Source organism: Halopseudomonas maritima, assembly GCF_021545785.1.
GTDB classification, from domain to species: domain Bacteria; phylum Pseudomonadota; class Gammaproteobacteria; order Pseudomonadales; family Pseudomonadaceae; genus Halopseudomonas; species Halopseudomonas maritima.
Genome location: NZ_CP079801.1, coordinates 3,459,054 through 3,472,192 on the forward strand (window position 1 = coordinate 3,459,054; position 13,139 = coordinate 3,472,192).

Sequence of the window (13,139 nt, forward strand, 5' to 3'; positions counted from 1 at the left end):
AGGAAAACAAGTATCCATGGGAAAAGCACTGGTCATTGTGGAGTCGCCAGCCAAGGCCAAGACAATCAACAAGTACCTCGGCAACGAGTTTGTGGTGAAGTCGAGTATCGGCCATATTCGCGACCTGCCCACCAGCGGCAGCGGCAAGACCGAAAGCAAACCCAAGGGCGGGCGTAAGGCTGCTGCCAGCGAGCAAGAGAAGCAGCAGAAGGCGCGTGCCCAGTTGGTCAAACGCATGGGCGTCGATCCAGAAAACGACTGGAAAGCCCATTACGAGATCCTGCCCGGCAAAGAAAAGGTGGTGGACGAGTTGCGCCGCCTGGCCAAGGACGCCGACACCGTCTATCTCGCGACGGACTTGGACCGCGAAGGGGAGGCCATTGCCTGGCACCTGCGCGAGAGTATTGGCGGTGATGATTCCCGCTACAAGCGCGTGGTGTTCAACGAAATTACCAAAAAGGCGATTCAGGAAGCCTTTGCCGAGCCTGGCGATCTGGACATGAATCGGGTCAACGCGCAGCAGGCGCGGCGTTTTCTCGATCGCGTGGTTGGCTACATGGTGTCGCCGCTGCTATGGCAGAAGATCGCCCGTGGCCTGTCTGCCGGCCGGGTGCAGTCGGTGGCTGTAAAGCTGATTGTCGATCGCGAGCGCGAGATTCGTGCGTTCGTGCCCGAAGAGTTCTGGGAAGTTCACGCCAAGCTGAATACGCCCAAAGCTGAGAGTGTGCGCTTTCAGGTGGTCAAGCAGAACGGCGAGACCTTCCGCCCAGGCAACAAGGCCGAGGCGGATGCCGCCCTGGCGCTGCTGAAAGAAGCGGCCTACAAGGTTGCCAAGCGTGAGGACAAACCGACCAGCTCGCGCCCCAATGCGCCCTTTATTACCTCCACGCTGCAGCAGGCTGCGAGTACGCGCCTGGGCTTCAGCGTAAAGAAAACCATGATGATGGCCCAGCGTCTGTATGAAGCGGGTTACATCACCTATATGCGTACCGACTCGACCAACCTGTCGGCGGATGCCATTGCCATGGCGCGCAGCTATATCGAGAGCAACTTCGGCGCGCCTTACCTGCCGGAAAAGCCCAATCTGTACAGCAGCAAGGAAGGCGCGCAAGAGGCCCACGAAGCTATTCGCCCCTCGGACGTGAAGCTCAAGCAGACCGATCTCAAAGGTATGGAGCGTGACGCCGAGCGCCTGTACGAGCTGATCTGGCGTCAGTTTGTGGCCTGTCAGATGACCCCGGCCAAGTACCTGTCCACCAATATTCAGGTGGCTGCCGGCGACTTCGAGCTGCGTGCCAAGGGTCGCATCCTCAAGTTTGACGGTTACACCCGTGTTATGCCGCAGCAGGGCAAGGGCGGTGAGGACGAGGTGCTGCCCGAGATTCAGGTTGATGACGTCATGGCGCTGCAGGCCCTGGACCCCAAACAGCACTTTACCAAGCCGCCGGCGCGGTACGCCGAGGCGAGTCTGGTAAAAGAGCTGGAGAAGCGCGGTATCGGCCGTCCTTCGACCTATGCATCAATCATTTCCACCATTCAGGATCGTGGGTACGTCACGCTCAATAATCGTCGCTTTTACGCCGAAAAGATGGGCGACATCGTGACCGAGCGCCTTAACGAGAGCTTCCCGAACCTGATGGACTATGGCTTTACCGCCAACATGGAAGAGTCGCTGGACGACGTTGCTCAGGGCGAAGTGCTCTGGAAGAAGGTGCTGAATGACTTCTACAGCGATTTCAGTGCCAAGCTCAGCACCGCCTCTGCGTCCGGCGACGACAAGGGGATGCGCGCCAATCAGCCGACGCTAACCGATATTGCCTGCCATGAATGTGGCCGGCCGATGATGATTCGTACGGCGTCCACCGGCGTATTTCTCGGCTGTTCTGGTTACGCGCTGCCACCCAAAGAGCGCTGCAAGGCCACCATCAACCTGGTGCCGGGTAACGAAGTGGCCGCTGATGATGACGAGGGCGAGTCGCGCGTATTGCGCGGTAAGCATCGTTGCGGGCTGTGTGGCACGGCGATGGACAGCTACCTGATCGATGAGCGTCGCAAGCTGCATGTTTGCGGTAATAACCCGGACTGTTCCGGCTTTGAGATCGAAGAGGGTCAGTTCAAGATCAAGGGCTACGATGGCCCGACGCTGGAGTGCGACAAGTGCGGCAGTGAAATGCAGCTGAAGACGGGCCGCTTCGGCAAGTATTTCGGCTGCACCAACAGCGAGTGCAAGAACACCCGCAAACTGCTGCGCAATGGCGAGGCAGCGCCGCCCAAGGCCGACCCGGTGCCCATGCCGGAACTCAAGTGCGAGAAGGTGGATGACGTCTACGTCCTGCGTGATGGCGCTTCAGGGCTGTTCCTAGCGGCAAGCCAGTTCCCGAAAAACCGGGAAACCCGCGCGCCGCTGGTTAAGGAGTTGCTGCCACACAAGAGCGAAATCGATCCCAAGTACCAGTTTCTGCTGGATGCGCCGGTCGCTGACCCGGAAGGTAACCCGACCGTGGTGCGCTATAGTCGCAAGACCAAGGAGCAGTACGTACAGACGGAAGTTGAAGGTAAGCCGACTGGCTGGCGTGCATTCCACGATGGCAAGAAGTGGTCGGTGGATGACAGTCGCAGCAAGAAAGCCAAGCGTTGAGGTGATCAGCCATGGCCAATGAAGCTTATACCCGCACCAATCAGGCGCTGTTCTTTGCGCGCAAGGCGATCGAGTCCTGGCAGCAGGCAGAGAGCAGCAATGCGCTGGATGCCCTGACTCAGGCGCAGTACCACCGTGAACACGCGGTGTTTCACTTGTACCGCGGGGCGCTAGCCCTGATCCATGAGGTGGCCGACCGCTACCGCTGGCCACTGGTTGACGCACGTCAGGTTGAGGCCGTGCTGGTGCCGTCGGTAGTGCAGCGCTTTCCCGGCCCGGAATTGGCCGAGTTGACCGAGCTGGCGGATAGCAAGGGCACCTGGCTGGCTGGCGTAGTCGGTGCTTGGCAGCGCCTGCAAGCGCCGCCGGTGCCGGCTGACAGCAACGCCCAGTCGCTGATAGCGAGTAGCGCGGTTGCTGCCACCGAGTGGAGCAGTAGCGATGCGCAGGACGCTCTGCAAGCGCTGTCCGAGCGCGTGGCTGCATACCGTGACGGTATGCAGGAGTGGTAGTGCGGATGCCCTGAGGGTGGCGCTGTGTTACACTGCGCCGCTGTCATACAGGAGAACCGCGTCATGTCCTCACCCTTTCTGGAAATCGTCGAACTCGCCAACGGCAAGGTAGCGCTGCGTCGCTCCGACGAGGAAGGGGAGCCGCTGCTGGTGATCGAGTTCTCCGACGATGCGCGCGAATATCTGCAAGGCAACTACATTGAAGTCGCCAAGGTCATGATCAGCGCCGGCATGCAAATGGCCGGGCACATGGTGGACGATGAAGACGAAGATGGCGAGTTGATCCCGGAGGATCGGGTTCTGCATTGAGCGTCGAAGGGATACAAAAAGGCCAGCTGAGAAGCTGGCCTTTTTCTTTGTATCAGCCCAGATGCACGTTCAGGCTGTGGCAGTGACCGCTGCGGGCGGCGCGCTCAAGCCGAGGCGCGATGCAGCTGTCCTTGTCGAGCCAGCTGACCACGGTATGGCTGCCGCCCATCTTCAGCAGGTCACAGCATAGGGTCAGTGTGTCCATGCCGGACTTGGAGCGCACAATCATGATGCGCTGCGGGTCAAGGTTGGCACCGCGTAACCACTGCTGGCTGACGGCTGCGGGTGGGTCGATCAGTGTCAGCCAGCGCCGGCTGTTACGTGTGCTCAGATCACGCAGTACCGGTGCAAGCCATTGCAGACACTGGCGCGCACTGCCTTGCAGGCTCATCTCGCTATAGCTGCCTTCCATGTCCTCGACGGGTTGTCTGGACGCGGTCTCAAGGCGCTCGTGTTTGAGTTGGCTGGCCATCAGGGCGTTATGAAACAGGTCGGCCTGGGTCAGGGTCTGTTGTTCGGTGCGGGCGTACTGCATGATCAGCTCCTCAGCGACGGATAACGCCGACGCTTAAACCTTCAATGGTAAGGTCCTGTTCGGTGAGGTCGACTTCGATTGGTTTGAAGTCCGGGTTTTCGGCAATCAGCGAGACCTTGCGGCCCTGCTTTTGAAAGCGTTTTACGGTCACTTCTTCGCCGATACGTGCCACGACGATCTGGCCGTTGCGCGCTTCGCTGGTGCGGTGCACTGCCAGCAGGTCGCCATCCATAATGCCGATGTCGCGCATACTTTCTCCCTGAACACGCAGCAGGTAGTCGGCGCGTGGCTGAAAGAAGTCCGGATCAATGCGGCAATGATCCTCTACGTTCTCCAGCGCCAAAACCGGAGCGCCTGCGGCGACACGGCCGATGACGGGCAGCTGGCCTTCGCTGTTGTCAGTTTCTGACTCGGGCAGGCGAATGCCGCGGGAAGCGCCGGGGATCATTTCAATAGCGCCTTTGCGTGCCAGTGCGCGCAGGTGATCTTCGGCGGCGTTGGGGGATTTGAAGCCCAGTGTCTTGGCTATGTCGACGCGGGTAGGTGGGTACCCGTTGCCGTCCATGTACTCCTTGATGAAGGCCAGAACCTGCTGTTGTCGTGCGGTTAGCTTCTGCATGGAAGGGTGCCTGTGTTTTTATCCAGTATCTGGGATTATATACAGTTGTTTGGTCGCGACAACCCCATTGGCTGATTTTCCTGGTTGCTTGGGCGTTGCGGGTGAGGAGCGGGCTGATGAGCGGGGAGGTACGCGCTGCGCCGTATGGCGGGGTAGCAGGGTTGACGGTCTAATGTTTTAAACGTATGTTTGAAACACTTGTTTGTAACCAATCGTTTGCTATCTGTGGGGGACGCATGGCGCAGTCTGATACCGTCAAGCGCATACTGGATGCCGCTGAGCAACTGTTCGCAGAGAAGGGGTTTGCCGAAACCTCGCTGCGCTTGATCACCAGCAAGGCCGGGGTCAACCTGGCTGCGGTCAATTACCACTTCGGGTCCAAGAAGGCGCTGATTCAAGCGGTCTTTGTGCGTTTTCTTGACCCTTTTGTCAGCAGCCTGGAGCGTGAGCTGGATCAGCGCGAGCAGCGTGGAGACAGCACACAAAGCCTCGAAACCCTGCTTGAGATGCTGGTCGATCAGGCGCTGGCGGTCAAGCCGCGCAGCGGCAATGATTTGGCGACATTCATGCGTTTGTTGGGGCTTGCCTTCAGTCAGAGTCAGGGGCATTTGCGCAAGTATCTGAGCGAGGTGTACGGCAAGGTGTTCCAGCGCTATATGGGACTGGTTGTCGGTGCTGTACCCGGAATCCCACCACAGGAGCTGTTCTGGCGCGTGCATTTCATGCTCGGTAGTGCCGCTTTCACCATGTCCAGCATGAAGGCGCTGCGTGCCATCGCCGAGGCTGAGCTGGGTGAGCCGCGTCCGGTTGATAGCGTATTGCGCCTGATGGTGCCGTTCCTGGCCGCCGGTATGCGCGCCGACAGTGCGGTAGCAGGGCAGCAGGCCGAGGCCGTCTGATTTAGCTGCATTTACCTTGGCTGCGCCGTCCGCTATGGTGTGCGCAGCGTTGGAGGTGACATGCAGCTCGACCATATCCATATTTCCCTTTCTGATCAGCAGCTCGTCGGTTTTGTCGATGGTCAGCCGGTGTGCCGCTATCCGGTATCTACGGCGCTCAACGGCGCGGGTGAAGCTGAGGGCTCGGGCTGCACGCCTCGTGGCCTGCACCGGGTGCGCGCGCGCATTGGCGAAGGTCAGCCGTTGGGCGCGGTGTTTATTGGCCGGCGGCCAACCGGTGAGGTTTGGTCTGCTGAGCTCGCTGCAGCCTTCGCGCAGCGTGATTGGATTCTCAGCCGCATTCTCTGGTTGTGCGGTGAGGAGCCTGGTTTCAACCGCGGCGGCAGTGTCGATTCGCAGCGACGCTACATCTATATACACGGTACCGGTGATGATCAGCCGATGGGTCGCCCGCTGTCTCATGGTTGCGTACGGATGCGCAACGAAGACATGGTGGAACTGTTCGCTTGTACGCCGGTCGGTTGCTTGGTCCAGATAGACGCCTGAGAGCAGCGCCATGGTGGCAGCAGGCAGGCGTTATCGCGTATTTCGTCAGGAGAGTTCGCATTGAAACAGGGTGCATTGATGCTGGATCTGCCCGGCCTGTGGCTGCAGGCGGAGGATCGGCAGTTGTTGCGTCAACCCGAGGTGGCCGGCCTAATTCTGTTTGCCCGCAACACCGAGTCACCGCAGCAGGTCAGTGAGCTGGTGCGCGCCATCCGCGCTGAGCGTCCGGACATGCTGATTGCTATCGATCAGGAGGGGGGGCGGGTACAGCGCCTGCGCCGTGATGTGTTGCGTTTGCCGGCGTTGGCGGACGTGGCGGCGGTGTCCGATGAGCATGCTGACACCGTGGCGCGTACGGCGGCCTGGGTAATGGCCACCGAAATGCTGGCGTGCGGCATCGACATCAGTTTTGCCCCGGTGCTGGATTTGGACCATGGCCGCAGCCAGGTGATTGGCAACCGTTCGCTGGGCGGTGATCCGGAGCGGGTTACGCGGCTGGCGACAGCCTATCTTGAGGGCTTGCGCAGTGCTGGCATGGCCGCAACCGGTAAACACTTTCCCGGTCACGGCTGGGCCGAGGCCGACTCCCACTTTGCGTTGCCGGTGGACGAGCGCTCGCTTGATGAGATTCGGCGCAGCGACCTGGTGCCGTTCGCTCGGCTCGCTGGCAAGCTGGACGGCATCATGCCGGCCCACGTGGTTTACTCGCAGGTCGACAGTTTGCCGGCCGGGTTTTCCTCGCGTTGGCTGCAGGAGATTTTGCGCGCGGAGCTGGGCTTTGACGGTGTGATCTTCAGTGATGATCTGACCATGGCCGGCGCGCATGCCGTGGGGGGCATCCCCGAGCGTATAGATGCGGCTCAGGCTGCCGGCGGCGACATGCTGCTGATCTGCAACGATCGGGCCGCGGCTGAAGAGGGTCTGGTGCACGCCCAGCGAATTGGGCTGCAGGCGCCTGAGCGCATTGCGCGCATGCTTGCGCGTCAACCTGTTATGTCTGACTACCGCGCTACGCCACAGTGGCGCGCCGCGGTCTCTGTATTAAAGGAGTTTGAGCTGGTTTGAATGACTTACTGGAACAGCTGCCAGAGCAGATAGAGCAGCTACCGTTGATTGGTGAGTACTGGATTTACCAGGTCTTTGCCGTGGTGTTTTCGGCCCTGGTGCTGGCTTATATCGCCAAGCGTGTGCTCGATCATATACAGCGCCGCGCCGAGCGCACCCGTAATATCTGGGACGATGCGCTGGTAGATGCGGCGCGGCGTCCGGCCTGGGTGATGATCTGGAGTATGGGGTTGATGTGGGCTGCCCGCATCACTGCCGTGCAGATGGATCAGGCGCTGGAGCAGGTGCTTGATCAGATTCAGCGGGTATTGCTGATTGTACTGCTGGCCTGGTTCCTGCTGCGTTTGATGCGACAGATTGAGCGGCGCCTGGTGGACCCGCGCTATCGCGCCAAGCCGGCCGACCAGACCACAGTCAGCGCCGTAGGCAAGCTGCTGCGAGCCTCGGTGGTTATTACCGCGGTGCTGGTGATACTGCAATCACTGGGTTACAGCATCTCCGGTGTGCTGGCGTTTGGCGGGATTGGTGGTCTGGCGGTGGGCTTTGCCGCCAAAGATCTGCTGGCCAACTTCTTCGGCGGCCTGATGGTCTATCTGGATCGACCCTTTGTGGTCGGTAACTGGGTGCGTTCACCGGACCGCAACATCGAAGGCACCGTTGAGCATATCGGCTGGCGGCTGACCCGCATCCGCACCTTTGACAAGCGTCCGCTGTATATTCCCAACGCGATTTTCAACAACATCGTGGTGGAAAACCCTTCACGTATGAGCCATCGACGTATCTACGAGCATATTGGCATCCGCTATGCGGACATTGACCGTATGGAGCAGATCGTTGCGGATGTACGGCAGATGTTGCAGGGGCACGAAGACATCGATCAGGACCAGACGCTGATGGTGTTCTTTGATCGTTGTGCGCCCTCGTCGGTGGACTTCTTTATCTATTGCTTTACCACGCCTGTGTGGGCGGAGTTTCACCGGGTCAAGGAAGATGTGCTGTTGAAGATTCTTGGCATCATCGAAGGGCACGAGGCACAGGTTGCCTTTCCGACATCTACCCTGCACCTGCCGGATGCCCTCGAGCTGCGCCGCGCGCAGCAGGCCGACGAGCCCAGTCAGGGTGCGCCGCAGGCTGATCGTCGCGCCAGCCAGGAGAGTGAGGCATGAGCGGGTTGTGGGGCGTCATTGGCGGTACCGGCCTGAGTCAGCTGCAAGGGTTGCGTTTGACCGGCGAAAGCCGGCCGCACACGCCTTGGGGCGATACCTCTGCGCCGCTGGTGCAGGGTGAGTTGGCTGGTCAGCCGGTGTGCTTTCTGGCGCGACACGGCCACCCGCATACCATCCCGCCGCACCGGGTGAACTACCGGGCCAACCTGTGGGCCCTGCGCGAGGCGGGCGTTAGTCGCATCGTTGCGGTCAACGCGGTCGGTGGTATCCACGCTGATCTGCCTACCGGTCGCTTTTGTGTCCCCGATCAACTGATCGATTACACCTGGGGTCGACCTTCCTCGTTTTACGAGGACGGCCTGGAAGAGGTGGTGCACGTGGACTTTGCCGACCCCTACGACGCTGAACTGCGAACGCGTCTGCTAGCGGCAGCTGCGGCTCAGGGGGTCGATTGTCGTGACGGTGGCGTGTATGCAGCAACTCAGGGGCCGCGATTGGAAACGGCAGCGGAGATCCGCAGGCTGGAGCGTGATGGCGCTGACCTGGTTGGCATGACCGGTATGCCGGAAGCGGCCCTGGCCAGGGAACTTGGGCTGGCTTACGCCTGTCTGGCGCTGGTGGTCAATCCGGCGGCGGGCAAATCGAGTGAGGTGATCACCATGGCCGCTATCGAGGCGGTGGTGAAGGCTGGCATGCAGCAGGTGCGGGCTGTACTGCGCGAGGTGGTGGCGCCGGCAGGCTAAGCCGCCGGCGGTATTGCTCAGCGGCTGATGGTCACCAGCATGCCGAGGCTTTGATGGTCGAGGTAATGCACTTCGTTCACGCGCAAAGCACGGGTCTGGTGCAACTGCTCGGAGATCACCGACGTGGCGGCTTGCAGTCCCAGCTCGGCGGTCGGGCGATTACGCCAGAAAGCCACTTGCAGCTCGGTCAGGTTGTCCTGGCTCAGGCGCACCAACCCTTGAACCGGATAGATGCCGTTGTCCGCCCGGCCGCGGTGCAGGGCCACCACCAGTTCGTTGTCCAGCGGTTGAGTCCAGGCCTGATGCAGGTAGATTTGATATCCGCTCTGCTCCAGTTTGCGCGCCTGCTCATCCAGGCGGTAGCGGGTCTTGTCGATGCTGCGGACGTCGGGGCGGGCGGTTGATGCCAGGTCAATCGCGTTGGCGTCCCAATCCAGGTCTGGCGGAGTGCCCTGCACCAGCGGTGCCGAGGGTTGTCCGAAGAAGACCACCTCAACCAGGTAGTCTTCTGCCTGTGCCAGTGGGGCGACGGCGAGCAGGGTGCTCAGCAGTAGCAGGCCGAGCGCGTTGCTCAACTGTTTCATGGGCGTTTTCCTTTGCCTTGTGGGGTGGTGTTAGCCGGGGTATCTGTCAGGCGCTCGATTAGCGCCTCGACGGTGTTCAGGCGCAATTCGGCATTGCCCATGGGGGCATTGAAGCGAAATACCGTGGCGCCTTCAAGTCGGTAGCGTTGCGGGCTGTCCTGAATCATGCGCACCAGAATCATCGGGTCGATGCTGGTGTCGGCGGCAAACTCGATGCGGCCGTGTTCGGCGCCTACGTCGATCTTGCTGATACCCAGCGGTTCGCAGTGTAGTTTGAGTGCGGTGATGCGGAACAGCGTCTTGACCTGCTCGGGTAGCAGGCCGAAACGGTCGATCATTTCTACCTGCAGGTCTTTCAGTGCCTCGTCGTCGGTTGCGTTGGCGATGCGTTTGTAGAGAATCAGGCGCGCGTGCACATCCGGCAGGTAGTCCTCGGGGATTAGCGCCGGCAGACGCAGGTTGATGTCGGTGCCGCCGCCCAGTGGTTGTTCTAGCTCGGGTTGTTTGCCCTGCTTGATAGCCTTGACCGCGCGCTCGAGCATTTCCATGTAAAGGGTGAAGCCAACGGCCTGAATCTGGCCACTTTGGCCTTCGCCGAGCAGCTCGCCGGCGCCGCGAATCTCCAGATCGTGGGTCGCCAGGGTAAAGCCGGCGCCCAGGTCTTGCGCTGCGGCAATGGCTTCCAGCCGTTTCTCCGCGTCACTGGTGACCTTGCGGCCCTCTGGAGTCAGCAGGTAGGCGTAGGCCTGGTGGTGGCTGCGACCGACGCGGCCGCGCAATTGGTGCAGCTGTGCCAGACCAAACTTGTCGGCGCGCTCGATGATGATGGTGTTGGCACTGGGAACATCGATACCGGTTTCGATGATCGTGCTGGTCACCAGAATATTGAAGCGGCGGTGGTAGAAGTCTCGCATCACCTGCTCGAGCGCCCGTTCCGGCATCTGGCCGTGGCTGATGCCGATACGGGCTTCTGGCACCAGCTCGGCCAGGTCGGCGGCGCACTTCTCGATGGTCTCTACCTCGTTGTGCAGGTAATAGACCTGACCGCCGCGCAGCAGCTCGCGCAGGATGGCTTCCTTGACCACCGGCTTTTGCTGCGCCATGACAAAGGTCTTGACCGACAGGCGGCGCGCCGGCGGGGTGGCAATGATCGACAGGTCGCGCATGCCCGAGAAGGACATGTTCAGGGTGCGTGGAATAGGCGTGGCCGTGAGAGTCAGCACGTCTACTTCGCTGCGTAGCGCCTTGAGCGCCTCTTTCTGGCGCACGCCGAAGCGGTGCTCTTCGTCGATGATAACCAGCCCCAGGTCCTGAAACTGCACGTCGCCCTGCAGCAGCTTGTGGGTGCCGATCATGATGTCGACCTTGCCCTCGGCCAGCTCGGCGGCGGCGGCTTTGACCTCTTTGGCAGACTTGAAGCGTGACATCACTTCGACGCGGACCGGCCAGTTGGCAAAGCGGTCCTTGAAGCTGTTGTAGTGCTGCTGGGCGAGCAGGGTGGTGGGCACCAGCACAGCCACCTGCTTGCCGCTGTGCACCGCGAGGAAGGCAGCGCGCATGGCGACTTCGGTCTTGCCGAAGCCAACATCGCCGCAGACCAGGCGATCCATCGGCTGGGCGCTGGTCATGTCGCTGAATACGGCCTCGATGGCGGCGGCCTGGTCAGCGGTTTCCTCGAACGGGAAGTCGTCGGCGAAGCTCTGGTAGTCCTGCTCGGGGTTGGCAAAGCTGAAGCCCTGGCGTGCGGCGCGGCGGGCGTAGACATCGAGAAGTTCCGCAGCCACGTCACGGACTTTCTCCGCGGCTTTGCGGCGGGCTCTTTGCCATTGGTCTGAGCCCAGTCGGTGCAGCGGTGCATTGTCGTCATCGCTACCGGAGTAGCGGGCAATCAGGTGCAGGTTGGCAACCGGGACGTACAGCTTGGCTTCGTCCGCGTATTCAAGCACCAAAAACTCGGCCTGCTGGTCTTCCACGGTGAGGTTGGTCAGCCCCAGATAGCGGCCCACGCCGTGGTCAATGTGGACCACGGGTGCGCCCTCGCGCAGCTCGGTCAGGTTGCGAATGACCGCGTCGCCAAGGTCGGTGGCCTTGCCCCGGCGCCGGCGCTGCATAACACGCTGACCGAATAGTTGGCTCTCGGCGATCAGCGCTACGCCCGCGCTGTTGATCTGCATGCCCTGGTCCAGCGGGGCGATGGTGATCGCTACCGGCGTTTTGCTGGCAGTGAATTCGGGCCAGCTGTCGACGGCGGTGGGCTTGAGTTGAATGCGTGCCAGCAGTTCGGTCAGTGCTTCCCGGCGGCCGGCGGTTTCAGCGACAAACAGGGTGCGGCCCGGGTGTTGTTGCAAAAAGCGTTGCAGTGCCGATAGCGGGTTTTCCAGCTTGTTATCGATGGCCAGCTCCGGCGCTGCCGGGCAGTCAAAGACGTTGGCCTGTGGCTCATCCGGGCGGTCCTGGTGGCAAACGATGCGAGGCTGGCGCTTGAGCTGAGCAAACACCTCTTCGACCGGCAGAAACAGCTCGGCGGGAGGCAGCAGCGGGCGAGTGGGGTCCACGCCCTGTTCGCTGTGGCGGGTGCGCACGTCTTGCCAGAAATGCTCGGCGCTCTGCTCGATGCCGGGCAGGGTAAACAGACGGGTGTTGTCCGGCAGGTAATCGAGGAGGCTGGCCAGCTCATCAAAGAACAGCGGCAGGTAGTACTCGATGCCGGGTGGCACCAGGCCTTCGCTCAGATCCTGATACAGCGGGCAGCGCCGGTGGTCGACCTCAAAGCGCTCGCGAAAGCGCGCACGAAACCCCGTCAGGGCCGACTTGTCGAGCGGAAACTCCTTGGCCGGCAGCAGGTGAATCTGCTCTACCTTGTCGATTGAACGTTGGCTTTCGGGGTCGAAGGTGCGCAGTGTTTCGATTTCTTCATCGAACAGGTCGATGCGGTAGGGCAGGTTGCTGCCCATCGGAAACAGATCCAGCAGAGCGCCGCGAACGGCGTAGTCGCCATGCTCGTAGACGGTATCGACGCAGCGGTAGCCGGCGGCGTCCAGATTCAAGCGCATCTGCTCGATATCCAGCCGCTGGCCTACTTCCATAAGGAGCACCGAGCCGCCGAGAAATGCCCGCGGCGGTAAGCGGTGCAGGACGGTGGTCATGGGTACCACAAGGATGCCCTGGCCAATCGTTGGCAGTTGAAACAGGGTTTTCAGGCGCTGGGAGATAATGTCCTGGTGTGGCGAGAAGCGGTCGTAGGGCAGCGTCTCCCAGTCGGGAAAGCTGATTACCGGCAGTTGGGGCGCAAAGAACCTCAGCTCCTGCTCCAGGCTGTCGGCTGAGGCGCTGTCTGGCGTAATGACCAGGCTCAGGCCCTGATGCTGTTCGGCCCCTTCGGCGATGGCCAGTGCGCGCGCGGCCCCTTGCAGGCCGGTCCAGTACAGGCGGTTGCCGGTAGAGGCCGTCAACGGCGGGGATAGCAGCGGCTGTGATGCAGGCATGTAATCGCTCTTGAATCGGTTCAGAATGGCGCTGGCCA

12 protein-coding genes are annotated in these 13,139 nt (G+C 61.2%); 8 read left to right on the forward strand and 4 right to left on the reverse strand.

Features of this window, described 5'->3' with window-relative positions:
* Positions 1-16: 16 nt before the first annotated feature.
* The 3 genes from topA (at position 17) to HV822_RS16015 (ending at position 3,459) form a co-directional block, all read left to right on the forward strand.
* Positions 17-2,638 carry a type I DNA topoisomerase gene (gene topA / locus HV822_RS16005; protein WP_238871215.1) on the forward strand — a complete coding sequence of 874 codons (2,622 nt, stop codon included), beginning with the start codon at positions 17-19 and terminating at the stop codon, positions 2,636-2,638.
* Between the two features lie 11 nt (positions 2,639-2,649).
* Entirely contained in the window at positions 2,650-3,150 is a 501-nt protein-coding gene (locus HV822_RS16010) for a DUF6586 family protein (RefSeq protein ID WP_238871216.1), read from the forward strand.
* A gap of 63 nt (positions 3,151-3,213) precedes the next feature.
* Positions 3,214-3,459 carry a hypothetical protein gene (locus HV822_RS16015; protein WP_238871218.1) on the forward strand — a complete coding sequence of 82 codons (246 nt, stop codon included), beginning with the start codon at positions 3,214-3,216 and terminating at the stop codon, positions 3,457-3,459.
* A gap of 52 nt (positions 3,460-3,511) precedes the next feature.
* Here HV822_RS16015 and sulA read toward each other — a convergent pair whose 3' ends face one another.
* Entirely contained in the window at positions 3,512-3,994 is a 483-nt protein-coding gene (gene sulA, locus HV822_RS16020) for an SOS-induced cell division inhibitor SulA (protein WP_238871219.1), read from the reverse strand.
* A 10-nt stretch (positions 3,995-4,004) separates the two neighbouring features.
* A complete protein-coding gene (gene lexA, locus HV822_RS16025) occupies positions 4,005-4,613 on the reverse strand; it encodes a transcriptional repressor LexA (protein WP_238871221.1) in 609 nt (202 codons plus the stop codon).
* Between the two features lie 236 nt (positions 4,614-4,849).
* On the opposite strand from lexA, the gene HV822_RS16030 reads away from it, so the two are divergent.
* The 5 genes from HV822_RS16030 (at position 4,850) to HV822_RS16050 (ending at position 9,032) form a co-directional block, all read left to right on the forward strand.
* On the forward strand, positions 4,850-5,512 hold the full coding sequence (locus HV822_RS16030) for a TetR/AcrR family transcriptional regulator (RefSeq protein ID WP_238871223.1): 663 nt from the start codon (positions 4,850-4,852) through the stop codon (positions 5,510-5,512).
* A 60-nt stretch (positions 5,513-5,572) separates the two neighbouring features.
* Positions 5,573-6,058: a L,D-transpeptidase gene (locus HV822_RS16035; RefSeq protein ID WP_238871225.1), complete on the forward strand. Its 486-nt coding sequence runs from the start codon at positions 5,573-5,575 to the stop codon at positions 6,056-6,058.
* Positions 6,059-6,136: 78 nt separating this feature from the next.
* Entirely contained in the window at positions 6,137-7,123 is a 987-nt protein-coding gene (gene nagZ / locus HV822_RS16040) for a beta-N-acetylhexosaminidase (RefSeq protein ID WP_238873630.1), read from the forward strand.
* Positions 7,120-8,289, forward strand: coding sequence for a mechanosensitive ion channel family protein (locus tag HV822_RS16045; protein WP_238871226.1), 1,170 nt, complete (start codon positions 7,120-7,122; stop codon positions 8,287-8,289). The genes nagZ and HV822_RS16045 overlap by 4 nt, the downstream gene beginning before the upstream one ends.
* Positions 8,286-9,032, forward strand: coding sequence for an S-methyl-5'-thioinosine phosphorylase (locus tag HV822_RS16050; RefSeq protein ID WP_238871227.1), 747 nt, complete (start codon positions 8,286-8,288; stop codon positions 9,030-9,032). Before HV822_RS16045 ends, HV822_RS16050 begins: the two co-directional genes overlap by 4 nt.
* A gap of 17 nt (positions 9,033-9,049) precedes the next feature.
* Here HV822_RS16050 and HV822_RS16055 read toward each other — a convergent pair whose 3' ends face one another.
* Positions 9,050-9,616, reverse strand: a complete 567-nt coding sequence (locus HV822_RS16055; RefSeq protein WP_238871229.1) for a CsiV family protein — start codon at positions 9,614-9,616, stop codon at positions 9,050-9,052.
* A complete protein-coding gene (mfd, locus tag HV822_RS16060) occupies positions 9,613-13,101 on the reverse strand; it encodes a transcription-repair coupling factor (protein WP_238871230.1) in 3,489 nt (1,162 codons plus the stop codon). The genes HV822_RS16055 and mfd overlap by 4 nt, the downstream gene beginning before the upstream one ends.
* Between the last annotated feature and the right edge of the window lie 38 nt (positions 13,102-13,139).